The organism is Metamycoplasma sualvi, from assembly GCF_045276925.1.
GTDB lineage: Bacteria > Bacillota_I > Bacilli_A > Mycoplasmatales > Metamycoplasmataceae > UBA710.
Window position 1 is genome coordinate 71,947 of record NZ_CP174167.1, and the last position, 23,288, is coordinate 95,234.

At 24.6% G+C, this 23,288-nt stretch carries 20 protein-coding genes; 15 read left to right on the forward strand and 5 right to left on the reverse strand.

The genetic code is table 4. The annotated features are described in order from the left end of the window. Window positions 1–3: 3 nt before the first annotated feature. From ACJA29_RS00320 to ACJA29_RS00350, 7 genes are all read left to right on the forward strand, one after another. The gene (locus tag ACJA29_RS00320) at window positions 4–300 is read left to right on the forward strand and encodes an Asp-tRNA(Asn)/Glu-tRNA(Gln) amidotransferase subunit GatC (RefSeq protein WP_406602644.1); all 297 of its coding nucleotides are present in this window, start codon (window positions 4–6) and stop codon (window positions 298–300) included. Then, window positions 300–1,622 (forward strand): amidase family protein, encoded by a 1,323-nt coding sequence (locus ACJA29_RS00325; RefSeq protein ID WP_406602645.1) that lies wholly within the window; start codon window positions 300–302, stop codon window positions 1,620–1,622. Before ACJA29_RS00320 ends, ACJA29_RS00325 begins: the two co-directional genes overlap by 1 nt. Then, on the forward strand, window positions 1,618–3,033 hold the full coding sequence (gene gatB / locus ACJA29_RS00330; RefSeq protein ID WP_406602986.1) for an Asp-tRNA(Asn)/Glu-tRNA(Gln) amidotransferase subunit GatB: 1,416 nt from the start codon (window positions 1,618–1,620) through the stop codon (window positions 3,031–3,033). The genes ACJA29_RS00325 and gatB overlap by 5 nt, the downstream gene beginning before the upstream one ends. Before the next feature lie 4 nt (window positions 3,034–3,037). Next, window positions 3,038–4,123, forward strand: a complete 1,086-nt coding sequence (locus tag ACJA29_RS00335; protein ID WP_406602646.1) for a YhjD/YihY/BrkB family envelope integrity protein — start codon at window positions 3,038–3,040, stop codon at window positions 4,121–4,123. 334 nt (window positions 4,124–4,457) lie between these two features. Beyond that, entirely contained in the window at window positions 4,458–4,664 is a 207-nt protein-coding gene (locus ACJA29_RS00340; RefSeq protein ID WP_406602647.1) for a hypothetical protein, read from the forward strand. Next, on the forward strand, window positions 4,627–4,761 hold the full coding sequence (locus tag ACJA29_RS00345; RefSeq protein ID WP_406602648.1) for a hypothetical protein: 135 nt from the start codon (window positions 4,627–4,629) through the stop codon (window positions 4,759–4,761). The genes ACJA29_RS00340 and ACJA29_RS00345 overlap by 38 nt, the downstream gene beginning before the upstream one ends. 260 nt (window positions 4,762–5,021) lie before the next feature. Continuing rightward, window positions 5,022–5,228, forward strand: coding sequence for a hypothetical protein (locus tag ACJA29_RS00350; protein ID WP_406602649.1), 207 nt, complete (start codon window positions 5,022–5,024; stop codon window positions 5,226–5,228). Between the two features lie 710 nt (window positions 5,229–5,938). Here ACJA29_RS00350 and ACJA29_RS00355 read toward each other — a convergent pair. Together ACJA29_RS00355 and gltX are read right to left on the reverse strand one after the other, a co-directional pair. Further along, on the reverse strand, window positions 5,939–6,334 hold the full coding sequence (locus ACJA29_RS00355) for a hypothetical protein (RefSeq protein WP_406602650.1): 396 nt from the start codon (window positions 6,332–6,334) through the stop codon (window positions 5,939–5,941). Then, window positions 6,324–7,721 (reverse strand): glutamate--tRNA ligase, encoded by a 1,398-nt coding sequence (gltX, locus tag ACJA29_RS00360; protein WP_406602651.1) that lies wholly within the window; start codon window positions 7,719–7,721, stop codon window positions 6,324–6,326. The genes ACJA29_RS00355 and gltX overlap by 11 nt, the downstream gene beginning before the upstream one ends. A 146-nt stretch (window positions 7,722–7,867) precedes the next feature. Here gltX and ACJA29_RS00365 point away from each other — a divergent pair, with 146 nt between their 5' ends. The 3 genes from ACJA29_RS00365 (at window position 7,868) to ACJA29_RS00375 (ending at window position 16,445) form a co-directional block, all read left to right on the forward strand. Next, the gene (locus tag ACJA29_RS00365; protein ID WP_406602652.1) at window positions 7,868–9,535 is read left to right on the forward strand and encodes a ribonuclease J; all 1,668 of its coding nucleotides are present in this window, start codon (window positions 7,868–7,870) and stop codon (window positions 9,533–9,535) included. Window positions 9,536–9,883: 348 nt separating this feature from the next. Beyond that, complete coding sequence (locus ACJA29_RS00370; RefSeq protein WP_406602653.1) at window positions 9,884–15,031, forward strand: hypothetical protein; 5,148 nt, start codon at window positions 9,884–9,886, stop codon at window positions 15,029–15,031. 115 nt (window positions 15,032–15,146) lie between these two features. Continuing rightward, entirely contained in the window at window positions 15,147–16,445 is a 1,299-nt protein-coding gene (locus ACJA29_RS00375) for a hypothetical protein (protein ID WP_406602654.1), read from the forward strand. Window positions 16,446–16,820: 375 nt separating this feature from the next. On the opposite strand, the gene ACJA29_RS00380 is transcribed toward ACJA29_RS00375, so the two are convergent. Next, window positions 16,821–16,973, reverse strand: a complete 153-nt coding sequence (locus tag ACJA29_RS00380; protein WP_406602655.1) for a hypothetical protein — start codon at window positions 16,971–16,973, stop codon at window positions 16,821–16,823. On the opposite strand from ACJA29_RS00380, the gene ACJA29_RS00385 reads away from it, so the two are divergent. The 5 genes from ACJA29_RS00385 (at window position 16,972) to ACJA29_RS00405 (ending at window position 21,732) form a co-directional block, all read left to right on the forward strand. Further along, window positions 16,972–19,032, forward strand: a complete 2,061-nt coding sequence (locus ACJA29_RS00385; RefSeq protein WP_406602656.1) for a hypothetical protein — start codon at window positions 16,972–16,974, stop codon at window positions 19,030–19,032. The genes ACJA29_RS00380 and ACJA29_RS00385 overlap by 2 nt on opposite strands. A 218-nt stretch (window positions 19,033–19,250) precedes the next feature. After that, on the forward strand, window positions 19,251–20,183 hold the full coding sequence (locus ACJA29_RS00390) for a hypothetical protein (protein ID WP_406602657.1): 933 nt from the start codon (window positions 19,251–19,253) through the stop codon (window positions 20,181–20,183). Between the two features lie 624 nt (window positions 20,184–20,807). Next, window positions 20,808–21,158: a hypothetical protein gene (locus ACJA29_RS00395; RefSeq protein WP_406602658.1), complete on the forward strand. Its 351-nt coding sequence runs from the start codon at window positions 20,808–20,810 to the stop codon at window positions 21,156–21,158. A 62-nt stretch (window positions 21,159–21,220) separates the two neighbouring features. Continuing rightward, the gene (locus tag ACJA29_RS00400) at window positions 21,221–21,490 is read left to right on the forward strand and encodes a hypothetical protein (RefSeq protein ID WP_406602659.1); all 270 of its coding nucleotides are present in this window, start codon (window positions 21,221–21,223) and stop codon (window positions 21,488–21,490) included. Between the two features lie 62 nt (window positions 21,491–21,552). Next, window positions 21,553–21,732, forward strand: coding sequence for a hypothetical protein (locus ACJA29_RS00405; RefSeq protein ID WP_406602660.1), 180 nt, complete (start codon window positions 21,553–21,555; stop codon window positions 21,730–21,732). 187 nt (window positions 21,733–21,919) lie between these two features. Here ACJA29_RS00405 and ACJA29_RS00410 read toward each other — a convergent pair whose 3' ends face one another. Together ACJA29_RS00410 and ACJA29_RS00415 are read right to left on the reverse strand one after the other, a co-directional pair. Beyond that, entirely contained in the window at window positions 21,920–22,135 is a 216-nt protein-coding gene (locus tag ACJA29_RS00410; RefSeq protein WP_406602661.1) for a hypothetical protein, read from the reverse strand. 114 nt (window positions 22,136–22,249) lie between these two features. Continuing rightward, on the reverse strand, window positions 22,250–23,215 hold the full coding sequence (locus ACJA29_RS00415) for an L-lactate dehydrogenase (RefSeq protein WP_406602662.1): 966 nt from the start codon (window positions 23,213–23,215) through the stop codon (window positions 22,250–22,252). Between the last annotated feature and the right edge of the window lie 73 nt (window positions 23,216–23,288).

Consider the following 23,288-nt stretch of genomic DNA (forward strand, 5'->3'; position numbering starts at 1 on the left):
GAGATGATAAAACTTAATGAAGAATTTTTTAAAAAAATAGGCAAAAAAATATATATTGAAACAGATGTTCAATTTATAAATACATTGCATCAAGAATTTAATGATATTTATCAAAAATTAGAAGATTTACAAAAAATAGATACCACCAATATTGAACCACTAGCAAGAGTAGGTAAACCTATTTCTATTTTAAGAGAAGATGAAATTGATTCTAGTATTCAATTAGATAAAAAATCAGCACTTACAAATGCTAAAGAAAGAAATGAAGATTTTATAATCATCCAAAGGAATAAAAAATAATGAAATATCAACATAAAGGTAATTTTGAAAAAGCAATTGAAGAATTAAAAAAAGATTGTAATAATGCAGTTGCACAAGTTTATGATTCATTCAATAATCAAGAAGGTAAGTTATCTCAAGTAATATTTACCTTAAAAAATAATTATGCAAAAAAAGAATCTATTTCCGATGGTTCATCAAATATCTTAAATAATTTTGTTGCAAATTACAATGCAACTATTTTAAATAAGTTATATGAAAATGGAGCAACATTAGTTGCTACAACTAACTTAGATGAATTTGGTCTTGGTGGAACAGGCACATTTTCTAATCATGGAATTATTTACAATCCTTTAAATAAAGATTATTATGTTGGAGGTTCATCATCAGGAGCAGCAGCCACATTTAGTTCCAATATAGGTTTTGCAATAGGTTCAGATACTGGAGATTCTGTAAGATTACCAGCATCTAATATTGGTAAAGTAGGTTTTAAACCTTCTTATGGAGCAGTTTCAAGATTTGGTTTATTTTCATATGCTTCATCAATGGATACAGTGGCTTGATTTAATCATTCTGTTAATGATTGTATTATTATTGCTCAAACATTATTTGGTATTGATAAGTATGATTTAACTTCTTGTAATGTGGACATTAATGATATTCAAATGAAAAAACCAAAAACTGTAGCATACTTAGATTGTTCACACTTATTAGAAGATTATATTGACCAAAAATATCAAGCTTTATTGAAAAAATTATCAGAACAAAATATTGAAGTTATTAAAATTACTCCTAATGAAGAACTATTGAATTTAATTAAAATCGTTTATGAAATAATATCTTTTTCTGAAGCTTCTTCAAATTTATCTAATTTAACAGGTATTCCTTTTGGAGCTAGAGAAGAAGGAAAAAATTGAGAAGATATATTATTAAATACAAGAAGTAAAAATTTAGGTGAAATGGTAAAATGAAGATTAATTTTGGGTTCATTTTATTTAGAAAATGAAAATCAACAAAAATATTTTGTTAAGGCTCAAAAAGTTAGAAGATTAATAAGTAATTGATTTAATGAAATATATGATAAATATGATTTTCTAATTTTCCCTTCTTCTCCTCGAGTTGCACCAAAAGTTGACAATTCTAATAAAACAAAAGATTATAAATATATGGATTATATTTTGACTTCATCTAATCTAGTAGGGAATCCATCAATAGGCTTAAAATTAGGAGAATATGAAAATATGCCTTTTAATATTTCATTAGAAACAAAAATATACAATGATAAAAATTTATTGTCTTTTGCTTTATACATGGAAAGCATATTAGGAGAAAACAATGATTAAGAATTTTGAATTAATAATTGGTATTGAAATTCATTTAGAAATTAATTCAAAAACCAAAATGTTTAGTGCAATTGAAAATAACTTTGATGCTGAACCAAATACATTAATATCACCAATTGATTTAGGTTATCCTGGAACTTTACCAACAATCAACAAAGAAGTAGTAATTAAAGCAATAAAATTAGCGAAAGCTCTAAATATGGAAATAAATCATGAATTACATTTTGATCGTAAAAACTATTTCTATACTGATTTACCAAAAGGATATCAAATAACCCAACAATTTAGACCTATAGGTAAAAATGGAACAATAACAATTTCTAGCAATGGGCAAACAAAACAAATACCAATTGAAAGAATTCATATTGAAGAAGATACTGCCAGGCAGCAACATCAAGATGGACAAACATTAATCAATTACAATCGTGCAGGAGTTCCTTTGATTGAAATTGTTTCTTATCCAAATATAAGAAGTGCTGAAGAAGCTGTTCAATATATTGAAGAAATCCAAAAAATAGCAAAATTTTTAGATATTTCTGATGCAATTATGGCAAAAGGTTCTTTACGGGCAGATATTAATTTATCAGTAAGAATGTTGGGGACAAATAAATATGGAACAAGAGTGGAAATTAAAAATTTAAACTCCTTAAATAATGTTAAAACAGCAATTGAATATGAATACAACTTGCATGTGCAAAAGATAATAAGAGGAGAAGAAATTGAACAAGAAACAAAAAATTTTGATGAAAGTTTATTGCAAACTGTTTCAATGAGAAAAAAAACAGATGCAGTAGATTATAAATATTTCCCAGATCCTAATATTCCTATTATTGTTTTAGAGCAAAAATGAATTGATAATATAAAAATAAATGAATTGCCTCAAGAAATGAAACAAAGATTCTTATCTTTTGGTGTTCCTGAAAATTATTGCAATCAAATTATTAATAATATAGATTATGCAAGATTTATCGATCAAATTCAATATCATGATATTTTCCAAAGTGTTAAAATATTTTTTTCTGAAATAATTCCTCTAGAAAAAAAATTAAATCAAAAAATATCTTCAATTAATATTAAACCTCAAGATATAAAAGAGTGCCTTTTACTATTAGAACAAGGAGTTATTTCTGGAAAACAATTAAAACAAATAATTCCTCTATTAGTGGACAATAATTCTTCTATTAATGATTTAATAGAAAAAAATGGATTTAAATTAATTTCAGATAAATCTTTAATATCAACTTGAATTAATGAAATAGTAGAAAAATATCCATATTTAAAAAATGATTATTTAACTCAAAAAGAAAAGACCTTAAAATTTATAACAGGAGAAATTATGAAAATCTCTAAAGGTCAAGCTAACCCTATTTTAACTAATGAATTAATTGAAGAAATATTAAGAAAGAATTAATAAAATGAAAAGAAATAAAATTTTATCTGGATGAAAAGCGGTTCCTAAAAAGAATAAAAAGTTTATTAAATCTAAAATACCTTGAACTACTAATTATGAAGTTCAGCATCATAATGAGGATAAATTATTATCTAAGATAGTTCAAATCATAATAAGAATTTCTTTGATTTTTGCTTTTGATCGTAAAAATATATCAAATGCCAAATTAAAAATAACAGCAAATAATACATATGCTATTTTGTCATCAGGTAAATTTAAATTCATTCCTTCTTCGGTGGCTTTCTATCTATTTTTCTCAATAATTCCTATTAGTCTTATCGTTATTTCAACAATTTCTTTGATAAACATTACATGAAAAGACTTTTTTATTAATGAAGTTATTTATTTCATAATTCCAGGTTTTAATACATTATTTACAGCTAATTTAGATTGAAATGCTGCCAATATTTTACTTACAATTATTTTCCTATTTTCATCAATTTGATTTGCTTCTAAAGGAATATCTAAATTTAGAGATTCTTTTACAGAATTATATGGATTTGATGATAAACAAAATTTTTTATGAAAAAGAATTAAATCAATTATCATAGTTATTCTTATTTCAGTATTTTTTACAATATCAGCTATTTCTTTTATTCCTGTTATGCAAATAATTGCATCTATGATTACAAATAAAATTGTTTATCAATATGTTTTATATGCTATTTTATTCATATATTTACTTATTTTTGGTTATATAGGTATTGCTTTGCTTTTTAAATATATTTCACCAATTAGATTAAAATGATCATATTTAAACTTGGGTATTTTAACATCTCTAATACCACTTATTTTCTTTATCTTATTATTTTCATCTATTTGCAAATTTTTAAATTATGAAAAATTTGGTTTAATTGGTTCTTTCCTTTATTTAATGTTGTTTGTTCAATATATTTCATATTTCTTGCATGCAGGAATTATTATCAACTCTTCTTACTATAAATTAAATGTGTATCAAAATGTTGAAGTGAAAAGATCATTTATTCCAGCAAAAATTGGGATATGAATAAAAAATACTTGACATAAGATTCAATATTATTTAAAAAAATAAATTTATTCTATTATTTATAAAGATACCAAAATGAATACCAATAAATAAAAAACTAGAGATTTTTCCCTGGTTGTCTTTGTAAAATAAATAAACAAGAAAAAGAATGCTTAAATTATATGAAACTTCAATTTATATCTGAAAAAGAATTAGAAAAAATTAATTTTATCTTTACATTAATGAATGAATTATCAGATTCTTTATAGAATAAAAAATTATTCTTATAAGATCTATTATTATGATGTAAATATTTGTTTTTCTCAACTAAATAAAAAAAGAAAAAAATTAAAGAAAATTAGTAATAAATTTCTATTTCAACTTTGATAAAATTTAAATCATGTCAATTATTAGTAAGAAAAAGATGAATGAATTATTAAATCTATCTAATGATCCTAAAATTGAATTAGTAGAAGAAACAAAGAAATCTTATAAAATTAAAATTACTGGAGATAAAGATAAAGTGAAAAAATCATCTTTTGAAAATAAAGTATTAGAGTTTATGTCAGATGTGATCTGAATTTATAAAAGAACAAAAGGAATTTAATCATAAAGTTGACCAAAGATTAAATATTATCGAAGATAAATTAGATATTATTCAATCACTTCCAACTATTAAAAAAGAATTAAAAAATTTAAAGTAATTTATTTAACAAAAAAACAAAAATATCCAATCAGAATTCTAATAAAAATAAAATTTAATTATTTTAATAATTTAGTTAAATATAGATTAAAAAGTATTTAATTATTAAGTTTAAAGTAATTTGATAGAATCTAATTTATTTCTATTATCAACAAGAAGAAAATTAATGAACTGTTAAATTTATCTAATGATCCTAAAATTGAATTAATTGAAGAAACAAAGAAATCTTATAAAATTAAAATTACTGGAGATAAAGATAAAGTGAAAAAATCATCTTTTGAAAATAAAGTATTAGAGTTTATGTCAGATGTGACTGAATTTATAAAAGAACAAAAGGAATTTAATAATTCAGTAGTTGATTTTATAAAAGAACAAAAGGAATTTAATCAAAAAGTTGACCAAAGACTAAGTGTTCTTGAATCTTTTCATAAAGATGATTTTAGAAAAAATACAAATCATAAAAAATAATTTATTTATAAAGACCTAAAGTAATATTTTTTTAATTATACATAATTTGATAGTAAATAAAAAAGCTTCTGGTTGGGCATAAAGTTACCAAATTAAATACCGATAAATAAAAAACCAGATATTTCTCTCTGGTTGTCCTTGTAAAATAAATAAACAACAAAAAGGACACTCAATTTATATCTAAAAAGAATTAGAAAAAATTAATTTTATCTTTGCATTAATTAATGAATTATCAGATTCTTCAAAAGAGAATTACATCTCAAAAATGATGAAAAGATATGAATTTATCTCAAAAGTAACTAATTATTATGTTAAAAAATAGTAAAAACTTTTTTTAAAATAAAATATATTTTTATTGTGAAATAATAAGAAATATCATTATAGTTCCATCCTTATTTATTCAATAGAATATTAAAAAAATAAATTAACTATAATAAAGACAGAAAGAAATAGGGAAACACTTTCTAAAAAAGAAATTTTGAATGATTGAATCCTAGATGATTATTATTTTATTGATTTTGCAATTAATTATGAAACTTATTTGCAAAATACTAGTAAATACAAATTAGGAACCACCGTACTAAAGAAGAACTGCTAAAATACTTTAAATTATTAGAAAAGAAAAACACCCACCGAATATTTTAACTTTGATAAATATTGTAAAATTATGAAATACAAGAATTATTGGTATTGAAATTGGTAACTTTATATTATTCTGTTATTTGTAATTTTAATTTAATATTAGTATTATGTTCAAATTTATCATCTGTACAAATTAAATATTCAAAAATTAATTCATTTTCATTTTCTATATTCATATTAATCATTTTTGTATAAATAAAAAATGTTTGTTTATGTTCGTTGATAACTAAATTATTTTTAACAACTTCATTTAATTTGCAATGTAATGAAGTTATTCCACTATATATTCTTAAAGTATCATTAGAATATTCTAAACGATTAGTGATGATTTTGCCATTTCTATTTTCATTAAAAACTAAACATTTAAATTCATCTTCATAGTCAATTTCTAACTTGGAATTAAATTCAATAATGTTTTCTTCTCCATCCATCTCTGTTCTAACTGATTTAAAATTAATCTTCATGTTTTATACCCAATCTATAATAAATTTTTTCTTTACCAAATAAAAATATAGTTTTAGCAAGTTCTGGACCATGCTCTAAATTTGTAGTAGCTTTTCTAATGGTCATAAATAATTCTTTTCCACTAGTATTTGTTATTTCTTTTGTTTTATTAATTGCTTCTTGAATATTTTCAATAGTAAAATCTTTTGATTTTAATTGGTTGATAAATTCATTGATAATCTTATTATTTTCATTTTTAATAGGTTCTAATTCCTGATTATAAATAATTAATGATTCATTCATTTCTTTTATATTGCAACAATTTTGTTTATATGTTTCTACAAAAAGATTTTTTCATACAATATCATGATTTTTTGAAAAATTTATTTTTTGAATTAAATCTTCATTTTTTTCTTTTTTCATATATTGCTTTGAAAATCAATTCATTTTATTAATATCAAACTTAGAAGGAGATTTAGATAAACGACGATAATCAAATTTTTCAATCAATTCTTCAATAGACATTAATTCTTTAGCATCTTCAGATGTTCAACCTAAAAGAGCAAGAAAATTAAAAATAGCATCTGGCACATAACCATCATTTTTATAATCTTCTATAAATTGAGATAAAGAAGCATCTCTTTTAGATAGTTTTTTACCTTCCATATTTGTAATAATTGTTAGATGTCCAAAAGAAGGATGTTCTCAATTTAATAAATCATAAATAGCCAATTGTTTTGGAGTGTTAGTGATATGTTCTTCTCCTCTAAAAACATGAGTAATTTCCATATCATGATCATCAACAACAACTGCAAAATTATATGTAGGATAGCCATCAGATTTTTGAATTACTCAATCACCTATTTCATCTGTATTAACACTTATATTACCTCTAACTAAGTCATTTCAACTATAAACTTTATTTTTAGGTAAAGACACTCTTATAGAATATTCTTTATTTTTTAGTCTTTTTTCTTTTTCTTCATCAGATATTTTTAATCAATTACGGTCATAACGGAAAGACATTATTCCTTTTGCTTCTTGTTCTTTTCTTTGTTGTTCTAATTCACTAGAAGAATCAAAAGCAATATAGGCAGTTTTATCTTGGATCATTTTTTCAATGATTTCATTATATCTTGCTAACTTTTCTGTTTGCCGATATTTGCCATATTTTTCATTAGGATTAATAGGAGATTCATCTGGAATAATTTTTAATCAAGCTAGATTATTTAACTGTGATTCTTCTCCGCCTGGAACATTTCTAGATACATCAGTATCTTCTAAACGAAAAATAAATTTCCCATTATTATGTTTAGCAAACAAATAATTAAATAGAGCAGTTCTAGCACCACCTATATGTAAATAACCTGTTGGTGAAGGGGCATATCTTGTTCTTATTTCTTTCATAAATTAAATTATATTTAATTGTGTAAAAATATTTGATATTAAATTAATATTATTATATAATTTAAACTTATAAATTAGAATTTATACAAATTCAAATAATATTGTATTTAATCAAAATTGAAAATAATTTAATCAAGGAGCAAAATATGACTAATGTTAAATTTTTTGCATTAGGTGGTTTAGATGAAAATGGTAAGAATTGCTATGTTTTAGATATTAATAATGATTTATTTGTTATGAATTTTGGGACAAAAGTTCCTATAGTATCTACTTATGGAATTGATACCTTAATTCCAGATTATGATTATTTAAAAAATAATGCAAAAAGAATTAAAGGTATTTTTATTGTTGATACTAAAAATGATTCATTATCAGGTCTTCCATGACTAGTGATGGAAATACCAAATATACCTATTTTTTGTTCATCATTTTCAAGAATATCTATTTTAGAAAGATTATCTAAATATAACATTAATTTAAAATCTATTTATGTTGAAGTAATTCCAGAACAAGGAATTAAAGTAAATGATACTATTATTCATGCAATTCCTCTAGCGGGAGCTCTTCCTGGAACAATAGGATTTAGCTTTACAGTTAAAGAAGGTTCATATTTATTTTTAACCAACTTTGTAGATGGTGATTTAGGGGTTTATGGAAAAACTGATTTACCTGCCATTAAATCTAAATTTCCTAATGTCCTAGCTTTATTTTTAGATTCAGGAATGTCAAACTTTAATGGTAAGTCATCTCAAAAAATTACAATAACCAATGAATTAGAACAAGTATTTAATGAGACAACAAAAGATGAAAGAATTATTATTGGGGCTTATGATCAAGAAATGGCTACTCTTCATCAAGTATTAGATATGGCTTTAAAATATGGTAGAGATATTGTGACTTATGGTCGTTCATATCATCAATTATTAGAACTTTTACAAAAAAGAAATCCAGATTTAAAATTACCTAAAATTTTAGATTATAAATATATTTCTAAACATGATAATAATGTAGTAATAATTATTTCAGGAACTGTTGAAAGATTATTTAAAAGATTTATTAGAATAACAGAAAATAATGATGTTTATTTTAAATTTAGCAAATCTGATCATTTCGTTATGATTGCTCCTCCAATTAATGGACAAGAAACAGAAGCATCTTATGCATTAGATGAAATTGCAAGAATTACACCTAAAATAACAGATATATCTGAAGATAAGTTTTATCAATGTCGTCCAACAAAACAAGATATTATAGATGCTGTTAATATTTTAAAACCTAAATACTTTTTACCAATTCAAGGTTTATATCGTTACTTATCTGTTGCTGTTAGAGAAGTATGTGCTTCAGGATATTCGCAGGGAAATTGTGTTATTTTACAAAATGGAAAAATTGCTCAATTTGAAGGTAATAAATTAATTTCTCAAAAAGGAAAAATAGCAAATGTTGGAGACATAATAATAGATGGTTTTGGTGTTGATGATATATCTAAAGAAGTTATTTTAGAAAGAGAAATTTTAGTTCGTGATGGAGTAATCATCATATCTATTTTAATAGATAAAAAATCTAAACAAATATATGATAAATTTGACATCAAATATATTGGTGTTATTGATCCAGATGAAAGAAGTGAAACTGATAAAATCATTAAAAAGCATGTAATTGATGTTTATTCTAAAACATATTTAAGTGAAGATGCTAAAATGAAAAATAATTTAAATAATTTTCAAAACTTAGTAAGAAAAGTGATTAGAAAAAAAATATTCAAATTAACCAATAAAGAACCTATGATAGCTATTTCATTAACCGAATTATAAACATTAATTGGACAAACTAAATTTAAATAATAGAAATTATATAACGTATTTTTTATTTAATTAATCTATTTTTATTATATTTAATGGTATTAAATCTTTCTAATTTGAAATATATTTAGTCATTTAAAAAATGTTGTTTTTTATCTTAAAAATGATTTTTTTTAATATAGATAAAAAAATGATCAAACCCTATAATTACTAGATTTTATATATCTTAACTCATTAGTTAGGTTCATTAATTTCTATTAATATACCTTTGCTATTTTTATTTAATAACTTCAAGAAGTAATTAAATTTTGGCGTGTTAGTGTATATTAGCAGACTTAAAACTTTAAATGAGGTGAGAATATGAAAAAGAATACTAAAAGATCAATATTAAAATCTTCTATTGCGACAACTTTAGCTCTTGCTTCAATTTCACCTATAGCTATTGCTTTAGGAAAGCAAATTGCTGATAACTATCAAAATCAATTATTTATTAATTCATCTAGAGCAGCTCAAAATTGAACAGAAATGTCAAATATTAATATTGCTACTAAAGAAATGTTTCATAATACAGATCATTTAGTACCACTAAGTAGTGTTAGCCGTGGACAAATGGTTACTCCTTATGGTTGATTAGGAAAATATGATACTCAAGTTGCAAAAAATCCTGGAGGAACTTTTGATTCACAAAACTCTAATGACAAAGACTATTGAAATAACACTTTAGCCTTAGTTGGATGAGATGGTTCTATTATTTGAACTAATGATGAATCTGATATTAATATATACAGTGCTAAATATAATTTTGCAACTAACACTATTTTTGTTGTAAGAACTCAAGATCCTACAGGGGCTGGAGGAATAGGTGCAAATTTTACTTCTGAGAGTCATGAGAGTTACAAAATAACTTTCACCATCCACGATGCAACAACAGGAAAAATGTTATATAATAGCAAAGGTCCTAATAATGCTCATTCTTGAAGTTTTAATGGTATTTTTAGTGCACAAGGTCTAGATTGAGCCTCAAATGAGTGAAAAAGAGATTTATATTATCAAGATATGATCACACTTGGAAATGGAGATATTATTTGATATTATACTCCAAATATATTAAAATTGCGAGCAAGTGATAAATCTTCATTAACTCTTCAAGATTTTTCTCAAAAAATTTGAACAAACAATAATGGATTAGCAAAATTCTTTTGAATTAAAAAAGACGAAATAGAAGCTGTTAGAAATGGAAATAGTTCAGCATCAATAACACCAATTGATATTTCAAGTGGAGTGTTTAAAGATTATCTTTACTCTGGACAAAAAAAATATTATCCGCTTACTAGTCCTATTGTTATTCCAGGAAATGATCCAATAGAATTTAATATTTTATCTTTTGTAATTCACGAAAATGATAAAAAAATATATTCTCATAATGTATGATATAAAGTAAAGACTACTAATAATACAGTTAGCAAATTCACCAGTGGAGATGTTGACTTAAGCAGCAACAATAAAGGTTTAAAAGTTTATGCTGGACAAAATAATAATAATAATTCTAATGTATCAACTTTTTGAACCAATAATTGAAGCAATGAGTTTAATAATGCTTTTTTATTACCTACTAGAAATATGTTTGATGAAAGAGTAATAACATTTGCATATCCATACGCATCACCTCCTAATTCTTCCTCTGTCTCTCTTCCAATCTTTAATGTGTTCCAAATGGGAATTGATAAAGCAGATGCATCAAATGTAGGTTCAGTTATCTTTAATTCAAAAACAAAATCATTTAATTTTGGGGAAAAAATAGTAAATCATTATATTAGCAGTAATTTAGCAACCGCAAATCCTTATAATTCTTCAACATTAAAATGATATCCATGACCTAATGCAATAAATTCAAGTACAACTAATGCAAGTGATTATGCTAGTTATACTGAACAATTATATTCAAGACTAATTTCTGTTAGTCCATTTGATAATACTATTATTTATGCTTCTAGACCTAGCTATGTACACAATATTCCAGTTGGAGGAAGTGGTAATAATAAAGATGCTTTTTCTGGATATAGTGGTGTAGAGGAGAGTTATGCAAGTTTTTGAATTGGTAATAGCAGTACAGGTCAAGTAAGTAATTTTTTTATTCCTAATTCTAATGCTACATATGGAACTATTAGTAGTCAACTTGTTGCTTCTACTAATCATAATAATAATACTAAATCAGGTGGAATCTATGATCTATATAAAAATGGATTCTGATTTGATATTAATTCTTTAACTGGTCAAAATAATAAACTAAATTTATATTTTCCTACAACAGGGACAAAGAAAAATGTACAAATTTCGGGGGCAGATAACGCTGTAAAATCTACACCTATTGCTTTTATTAGTCCAGCTCTTACTAATTTTGTTGCTATGGATAATTTGACAAATAAATCAAGTAGTTTTATTAAAACTACAATAAATAATGATTCATTTACTAACTATATTACCTCTCGTGCTGATTTGAATCAATGATTCCCAAGAACATATCAAAATTTAACCAAGGGTGCAAATGCTTATAGTAATGAAACAGTGTTAAATGATTATGATGTTAATAATCAAAGTAGAGCAGTAGCTACTAAATTGAATTCTAAATTAACTGACTCTAATTTTTTTGGAGCTAATAATAAATCTGTAGAATTATTTTCAAATTGACAAGTGGAAAATGCTACCAATTACAATTCAATGGCTGTTAAAAGAGCTAAAATAGTTACTAAAATTGATACAAATCAACAAGCATCAACTACTTTAAAAGTAGAATTACAATTTATTTTAGAAAATAGTAATAATTGAAATAACCCTTTTATAGCAAGTGGAGAAAAAAATAAAGTAACTACATTTAGCTATCCAGTTACTATTAATAATGCTTCATGACAATTACTAGATTCTTGATCAACTAATGTAAGATTGAGTACTTTCCGAACCAATGGCCAAAATAAATTTTATATACTTTTACCAATTATTGACCATAACAGTATTACTCAAGGAAAATATGGAGGAACTTTTGGGACCCATAACTTAGGTTCTTGAACAAGAAGTGGAAGTAGTGGAAATTATAGTTATACTTGAAATGGTATTAATGGAAATACATTATACAATAATGCAGATACTCCATTGTGAGTAGAATTTGGAATTGATTATGATCCAGAAAATAAAGCAGATGCTACATGAAAACAAAATTTAGAAAGTTTTGAAGGTGGATTATTCACAAAAACATATCCAGTTGAACCTCCAAATAACGAATATCTTTTACCTACAGGTGCCACTTCATTTAATGAAGTATTAAATAAATTTATTAAATGAAAAGCAGAAAATTTAATGTATGGAACTGATCTTAATAATCCAACAAATAATATTTATTCACCAGGTCAAATTTGCATTAAAGCATATTTAAAACTTAATCCATATTTTAAAAACAATTCAAACAATACTATTTATACTATGCCTGCTGATACCAATGGAACAGTAGTGCAAGCGTTTTATGATTCTACAAATGATATTCGTTATGTTTATAGAGATGAATATCAAGGTAGTCGTGTGGTTTATAAACAAACATCTCCAAATTTTGATAATAATAGTGAATATGGATTTGGTCTTTCAGTAAATAGTGAAATCAACAAGTCATGAGAAACAATACCAGTAAATAATAAGTTTACTGCCTATTTAACTCAACAAACTAATATCTCAGATATTTTAGTGTGTGATGGACAAACTGCTACAACAGATAAAATGTTTTCAGCTGAATATAGTGCTGATATGAGTTCAATTATTTTAACTCCAAAAAGCACTCATTTAGATTGAATTAAAAAGAGATTTGGTTCATTCAATCAAATGGTAGGTAGATATGTTAAGTTCCAATATTTATTAGATGGACAACAAGACCAATGACAAGATTTTAATTCAAATATATTAACTGATAGCAATGCAAAAAATATGTTTAATAGTGGTTCATATACTATTCCAAATAGTAATGGAACTATACTACCTAATAATATTCAAAAAGTAAGATTTATTCTTAATGATTTACCAAATGATAACCAATATAACTCAAATAAAATAGTTTCTTCCTCAGCTTTATCAAATAATAGAGTATTTGTATCAGATGCTATTCCATTAGATCAAATTCCTATCCATATAGATTATGAAAGAATTTTAAATAATGTAGCTTTTGATACTACTGGAGCAAATTCTTTTTTGTTAGGTTCTAGTCACTTTACTTCGACAGTTTTACAAAATGCAGCTAATAGTTATCAAACTTCAGTATTAAGTTCTATTTCTTTAAAAGATAAAATAGAACTTAAATATTCTTTAGATCCAAACGCCACTGAAGAAAATTATTATGATGCTAGTGAATTATTTAATAAATTAAAAGAAAAATATGAAAATTATTCTGATCCAGATCAAGGAATAATAGATATTTGAACTACATCTAATACTAGTGGTAATACCAAAATTTATGTAAAAGTAGTTGTAAAAGAAGCAGCAAAAGATAAATATGAAATTATTGAACAAAATCAAAATAAAAACTATGTTCAAGAAACTAACATTAAGTTTTTCTTAAATTTAAGTAATTGATTTAGTGTATTAAGAACACAAAAAACAAATGTAATTTTAGATAGTTCGGCACCAAACACTATTTCAAGCTTTACTCCACCTGCTATGACAGGAGCAATTGGACAAGGATTCTTGTTTGGTAAATCATATGATGATATTGTTGCTTTAATGGTGAAGTTTGGTATTAGTATTGAATATCAAAAAAATAATAATACTTGAACAAGCAATAAAAATGAAATTACTTCATATGATCCTAATGTTAGAAAAATAAAAATTAGAATAACAAATTCTAATAATATACATAATGTGGCGTTGTCACCAGATGGAATTAATACAAGTGAACTTCAAGAAATTGATTTAATTTTAAATGTTCCAATATTAATTAACTTACAAGAAGGTACTAAAAATAATTTTATTAGAAAAGATCATATTAGTGGAAACACATGAAAAATTGAAATAAATGAAAGCAAAGAACAAACAATTATTAATGACATTAAAAGTGATGGAAATAGTCAATGAGGATCAGATTCAGTTTGACAAGAACTTACAAATTACCTTGAAATTCAATATGCTTTATCAAATGTAGAACCTTCAAGTGCTACAACTTTTTATAATAGACAGGAACTTATAGATCATCTACAAACTCAAACAGAAACTAATTATAATAATATAATTTGAGCTCGTTTACATGTTAAAAAAGTTGAAGGGGAAGAAGTTAAATTTATTTTAACTACTGAAGGAGCCAAACCATTTAAAATGAATGGTGATTCTAACAATCCAAGTAGAAATAAAATTTTAATCTATGTTCAAGCGGCTAAATATGAACAAGAATTAAATAATATAGAAGTTTCTGGTTCAACAGGTAATTTGCTATATAGTTATCCTGAAGTAATTCAAAAAGCTTGTTGATGCTTCTTCTAATTCATCAAATGATTTAGGAATCAAAATTCAATATTCATTAAAACAAGATATTACCTATAGCGATAATTCTGGCGGTGATATTAGTAATGGTTGAGTAGATACAGCACCTACTTCAGTGCCCGCAGGAACTTCAAGTATAAAAGTAAGAATTGTTGTAACAGATTCCAATAAATACATTTATGGAATGGGTTCATCTTCAGGCGGCCCATCTGTTCATTCAATAGATTTAAATAATATATCATCATTAATAGATGTTGATAGTAATTGATTTAATGAAGTTTCTTTAACTATTGCAAATAGTGGTTATCTAAAAGATATTCAAGAATCTGATATTACTACTTGAAAAGATAGTATATTAAATAAATCTACTGCTCTTCAAACAGATTCAAGTTTAAAAAATAAAGTAGAAATTAAATTTCAAATTGAGGGAAATAATAATTGATATATAGCAAGAGATTTAGTAATTACATTAAAATCTATGATAAATGATTATTCAGGAGTAAATTTAGGAATCATTTATTTATGAGATGGAACTAGAGGTCTTAAAATTAATGCTAAATTCGAGAAAAAGAATGAATCAGATAAAATTATTTTTGTTAGTTCTCTAAATTCAACTAATCCTAATACTAATTTAGAAGGACAAGTTCAAACAAATCAAGTTAAAACTTATATTGATCTTTCATCATATATTAATGTATTGAAATCAAATAAAACTTCAGTAGTTTTACAAAATGGTCAAGCAGGAACAATTCAAAGCTTTACTCCACCTGCTATGACCGGTAATGTAGGTAGTGGATTTTTACATGGTAAGACATATGATGAAATAGCAAATCGTTTACAAACTTTAGGTATTACATTTAAATTTAATAACAATATGGATAATAACTGAAATAGAAAAGAAAATGTTAATACTTATAATCAAAATAACCCTACATTACATCTTGGTTTTGAATATGCAAGCAATACAAATCCAAATATAACCATTAAAATAAATAACAATAAAGAAATTACTTCAACAACTCAAGAACAAAATCTAGTTACTTTACAATTATTAGCTCCTGTTGCAATAACTGTTGATTTGAACAAATTAAATCAATTAAAATTTGAAGGTAATACAAAAAATATTTCTAATAGTAATAGTATTACAACAACTATAACCACCATTATTGATGAAATTAAAAACAATTATATAGCACTAGGTGATTTAAGCGATCTTCATCTAGAAATTAGATTTTCATTGAATAATATTAAATTAGAAGAAAATATCAGTGATTCAAGTACAACTGAAGATGGAATTTGATATACATTTGATAAATTAAATGAAATACTTTCAAGTTCAACAACTAACTATAATACTAATGCTGTTTTAGCAAAATACTATATTAAAGACAACCCTCAAATCAGATGGAGTTAATAAATATATTTTATCTAATACAAATTATCAAACTATTAATCAAGAAAACTTAACATCAAAATCTGATTTTCAAGTTTATATTAATAATACAACCGAAACACAAAATGACTGAATTGTAGATAATTTAAAATTAACCGGATCTCAAGAAAACTTTACTATTACTAATTTAAGCGAGTGAAAATCTAAACTACCTCAAGGATTAACTGTTCAATATAATAATAAAGCAAATGTAAATGATACAAATAATCCTGATGAAAATAGTTGAAAAGATAATTTAAATGATGCAAAACCAATAGATTCATATAGAAACTTCTGAATTAGATTCAAAGTTGGTGATGCTTATGTATTTGAAGGAAAAAGCTCAAATAATGACAGTTATTCTCCTCCTTTTAAATTAGATGCTTCACAAATTCAAGTTGCTTTAAAAGTAAGTTCTTCATGATTAGAAAAAATTATATTAACAGGTAATTTAAAAGAATTAAATATTGATGAAACTGCCGCAATTACAGAAATTACAAATACCGGCATGATGCCAGTAACAAGTATCATTCAAATTGAATATACTTATGATGGAATAAATTGATATATCAAAGATACTTTTACTAGTCATTTGCAAAGTGCTGCTGGAGCAAAAGATAATACAAATTGAATTATTTTAAGAGAAGACATTAAAGCTCGTTTTGCATTGAATGCTAATGTAAATAATACTCAAAATCCAAGATATTTATTAGAAGTAGATAATACTAATATCAATGAAGATAATAGTAATAATATTAGTAAAGAATTAATTTCTTCTACATTGAATAATGGTGTTAAAGGTTATATTAATTTAAATAAATTAGCACCTTATCAAGCTGCTAATTTCACAGTAGCTGGAACCGATGATAAAGCTTATTTAAATATTAAGCAATATAATGAATTAAATTCTTTATTAAATCCTTATTCTTCAAGTAATTTATTTAGCATTTTATATAAAAATGACAAAACTGCCAGCTATTCTGATGCTAATAAAGTATGAACACCGGGAACACCATTAGAAAAATCTATGTTATTAAATGGTTCATATACAAACCGTTACTTTGCAATGCAATTTAAAGTAATAAATAATGATTATGACTTGTATTGAAATGATCAAAAACAAACAAATAATACTTTAGAATATGCTACTGATGAAACTAATTCTAATAAAAAAATTAATATTAAAATTTCAGTTGCTATTGTTAACCCATTAGCTTCAAATGAAATTAACATTAAATTCTTAAATACTTCTAAACAAGCTCAATGATACAATGGTGAAGGTGCATTCCAATTAGCAATTCAAAAAACAGGTCAAACCTTTAATTCATTTAGTAGTTTCTTAACTTCATGAGCAACTTCAATGCCTCAAGATCAAAAAAATGCATTAGAGTTAGTATATTATGTTGCTAATGATGCTAATGATGAAGTAAAACAAAAAGCATTACAAGATTTAGATACTTATAATGAAAGTTCATCCGATAAATATAATGTATGAAAACAAGTAAGTGATGATACAACTATTACTAATTTAAACTACCATTTAAAAGTTAATGACTATATCATGTTAGCAGTTAGAATTAAAAAAGATCAATTAACTTCTGATACAAATCCAAATGGATATGTATTAAAAGATAATAATCATGCTGCAACTGATCAAATCAGAGTATTTGGTTATAAAGTTCATACAGATAATATTGATGTTGATTGAGCAACATTAAAAGTAAGAAATGTTGATGCTGCTGAATCAGCATCATATGGTTTAGATGGTTATGCTATGCTAGATCAAATTAGTTTAAAAAGATCTAATAATAGCGGAGCAGCTAATACTGATGATTACTTAAATGTTTCATTACAACTAAATTACTTTACAGAATTTTATATTGATGCTCAAAATCAAGTATTAGTTTCTGGTGATGGATCTAGACTTGTAAAAAGAGACCAAACCAATTCTGATCAAGATGGATATTACAAAAATGCTGATGGTCAAGAAATTACAGATACTCAAGGTCAACCAATTCCTATTCTTTACCAACAAGGACAAAAAGACAATGGTATTTTAGCAAAACCAATTAAAGCATCAAATATTCAAAGATCTCATGAATTAGTAGAAACTAATGCTAATAGTTATACTTTGGAATTAAATAATGGAGAATCTAATGCATTATACAGCTTCTTTAAATTCCAAGATATTGCTATTCAATTTACTAACAAAAAAGGTAATTCAGATCCTAATGATCAAGATGTTTATGATTACTATGTGGATACTCCAAATGTAACTAAAGATTACACAATTGATTCACAAATCAAATTCCCAATTGAAAATAATAAGTTAATTCGTTATACATTTAATTCAGAAGAATTCATTAATTACATTAAAGAACCTAACAATATTAATGATGTATATGAAAATAGTGCAAATCCTGGTAAGAGTCCAATTAATGGTCAATCTAAATTGAAATATATGTATAAAGTAACTAGACAAGAAGGTCAAAATTCTAATCCAACTGAATTGACCACTATAGGTGAAATTGTTCAATCAAATTCAAAACGGACTTTGGTTCTAAAGTAATTCTAAAAACTACTTATACTCCAATAAATGGAGCATCACAAATTATTCAAAGCAACGATTTAAGTAGTATTACAAATTTAAGTAATGGAGATCGTTTCAGAATTGAAATTGTTTCTGCTAATGAAAATGATTTAATTTATGCTCAACAACCTTCACCTTTAGTATTTACTATTAGTGGATTATATGAAGCAGATATTGATGAAGAATTATTGCAATACTTGAGAGTTCAACAAAGTGGAAACTTCAATGGTGAAGGTCAATTTGAAATCTTTGTTGATAATCCTTATGATGATCAAGACAACCACATTCCAGTTACTACTTTATTACAAGGATACAAATTCATGGTAAGAGTTTGAAATGCTAATAAAGAAGTAAAACAAGATTGAACTAATGATTATGAATCAATTAATGATTTATCAAATGGTGATAAAGTTGAATGAAAATTAGTAGCTCCAACAGGTGCCCCTGTAGAAAAAGCATATTACAACACAGTTGCTAATATGGATAAACATAATGCTAATAATAATACTTATAGCTTTAGTCAAGTAGCTAAAGTTGGTAATATCAGTACAACAGTTGTAGCAAATAGTATTGGTCAAAATCCAACAACTAATGATTATCCTGAAAATAGTGGATTATTAATTAGTGGATTGCCAGAGAGAATTAGTGATAGTTACACTTCAATTACTGAAGAAGAATTCATTAGATTAATGAATGTTATGAATTTTGGTTACACCGGAATTAATGGTCAAGGAAATATGATTTCAAGCCGTGATATTACTACTATTGTAGTAAATACTTCAAGTATTACACGTGAACAATACACCATGAAATACTTAATAGATCAAGGATATCTAACATTCTATAGTAATGATATAGAATTTAATTGAAACCAAGTTTTAGGTAGTGATGGAAATTGATTAATTAGTCCTGGAACTTTAAGTAATGGTGATCAAATTACTATTAAATATCAAGATCCAACAATGTCTTCTTCATATGTTTGAGAAGCCCCTACAGTATCTGGATTAAAAGATAAATCAGATAACATGTCATTACTTACTTATGTTGGTATTGGTGTAGCTTCACTTGCAACTCTAGGTATATTTGCAATCATTTACTTTGTAGCAAGAAATAAAAAGTTAAAAAAATAAATATTAATTTTAAATAAAACATAAACCAACTTAGTGTTGGTTTTTTTATATTAGTCAATTAATTGTTTATTTAATTTGATTAATTGCAACATTATTATTAAATTAGTATTGATTAGTTATTTAAATATTAAGATTGATGCAAATTAATTTAAAAATATTGATTAATTTTATATTAGTAAAAGAAATAAAAAAACATATTCTTTATTAGAATATGCACAAATTGTAATCACAATCCAACCCAAAAAAGGTGGAAAGGATGTCAAAAAAACTAAATAAATTATCTCATGATGAACGCTTTTTGATTGATATTTTATTTAATCTATAAAGTTATCAAATTAAATACCAATAAATAAAAAAACCAGAGATTTCTCTCTGGCTGTCCTTGTAAAATAAATAAAGACAAAAAGGACACTTCAATTTATATTTGAAAAAGAATTAGAAAAAATTAATTTTATCTTTACATTAATGAATGAATTATTAGATTCTTTATAGAATAAAAAAATATTCTTATAAGATCTATTATTATGATGTAAATATTTATCTTTTGCGACTAAAATAACAAAAGAAGAAAATTAAAGAAAATTAGGAATAAATTTCTATTTCAACTTTGATAAAATTTAAATCATGTCAATTATTAGTAAGAAAAAGATGAATGAATTATTAAATCTATCTAATGATCCTAAAATTGAATTATTAGAAGAAACAAAGAAATCTTATAAAATTAAAATTATTGGAGATAAAGATAAAGTGAAAAAATCATCTTTTGAAAATAAAGTATTAGAGTTTATGTCAGATGTGACAGAATTTATAAAAGAACAAAAGGAATTTAATAATTCAGTAGTTGATTTTATAAAAGAACAAAAGGAATTCAACCATAAAGTTGATCAAAGACTACATAAAGTTGATCAAAGACTAAGTGTTCTTGAATCTTTTCATAAAGATGATTTTAAAAAAAATACAAATCATAAAAGATAATTTATTTATAAAGACATAAAATAATATTTTCTTAAATTAAAATTACTGGAGATAAAGATAAAGTGAAAAAATCATCTTTTGAAAATAAAGTATTAGAGTTTATGTCAGATGCGACAGAATTTATAAAAGAACAAAAGGAATTTAATAATTCAGTAGTTGATTTTATAAAAGAACAAAAGGAATTTAATAATTCAGTAGTTGATTTTATAAAAGAACAAAAGGAATTCAACCATAAAGTTGATCAAAGACTACATAAAGTTGATCAAAGACTAAGTGTTCTTGAATCTTTTCATAAAGATGATTTTAAAAAAAATACAAATCATAAAAGATAATTTATTTATAAAGACATAAAATAATATTTTCTTAAATTAAAATTACTGGAGATAAAGATAAAGTGAAAAAATCATCTTTTGAAAATAAAGTATTAGAGTTTATGTCAGATGCGACAGAATTTATAAAAGAACAAAAGGAATTTAATCAAAAAGTTGATCAAAGACTAAGTGTTCTTGAAAAAGATGTTAAACAAATTAAATTATTGCCAACCATTAAAAAAGAATTAAGAAATTTAGAATAAATTACATTATTCTTTTTTGAAGTCAACAATATTTGATATGAAAAAAAGAATATTCTATAATAAATAAAAATTAAAAAAACCAAAATGTGATTTTGATTTTTTCCCAAATTGTAATCACAATTGCAAAAAAACATATTCTTTATTAGAATATGTTAATTTATATTTTTTTTAAAATTAAAATTAATACTTATAATTTTAAAATTCCCAATGCATTTAATCATAAGAATATTGCTGCAAAGAAACCAAAAGGAATACATAAAATTAAAACAATTAATTCTAAAAATGATCAATTTCCTTTAATCATGTCAATAGCATAAATGATTACACCAATGATAGAAAATATAGGAAATAATAATAAAATTAAAGCAATTAATTTCTTGGTTTCTAGTCTTTTTTTTGCCATACAATTCTCCTTAAATTTTTTTAAGCATAATTAAATTTATGCATATATTAATTTTATCATTATATGGCATTAAATGCTAAATTCATAATTTTCTAATTAAGAAACGTTAATTAATTATTTTTTCTTATTTTTAGATTTAATAGCTTGTCTAGCTTTTTCAACAACTTCTTTTAATTGTTTTACAGATTTATCAAATTGTTTTTGTTCGCTTGAACTAATTGGTAATTCAATAATTTCTTGTAATCCATTTGCCCTAATAACAGCAGGAACTCCTGTATAAACTCCTGAGTTTTTGTATTGCCCTTCTAAATAAGCACCAACAGCTAAAACTTTTCTTGAGTCTCTAATAATGTTTTCACATATATTAGCTAAGTTAACTCCAATTCCATAGAAAGTTGCTCTTTTTCTATCAATAATTTCATATGCTTTTCTTCAAACATATTCATGAATTTTTGGAAATTCTTTTTCATCAATTCTTTTTTGTTTCACAAAGTATGATAAAGGAGCTCCTCCAACAGTAGCAACTGAAAATGCTGAAACTGATGAATCTCCATGTTCTCCCATTACATAAGCTTGAATTGATTGAGGAGCAATGTTAATTCTTTTTGAAATCTCTCTAGTTAATCTAGCTGAATCTAAAGATGTTCCTGAACCAATGATTGATTTTTTATCAAATCCTGTTACTTCTTGATATACCAATGTCAAAATATCAACAGGGTTTGAAGCAATAACAGTTATCCCCTTAAATCCTGATTTTTTAACTCCTTCAGCAATATCTTTCATAATGATTGCATTACCTTCAACCATATTTAATCTTGTTTCACCTGGTAATTGAGGTCTTCCTGCTGTAATTACCACAATGTCAGCATCTTTACAATCTTTGTATGTTGCATCAAAAACATTGAATGGATAATCCATTGGAGCACTACCATCTTCAAAATCTAATACTTGACCTTCAACATTTTGTTTGTTAACATCAATAATTCCGTATTCTGAAGCAAGTCCTCTGTTCATTGCTGAATATAAAAATGAACAACCAACAGCTCCAGCACCTACTAAAATAATTTTTTTAGCTTTCATAATTTTTTCCTTTTCTAATACATTTTTATATATTTGTTATTGTTATTTAATATTACAAAATTATTATATTCCA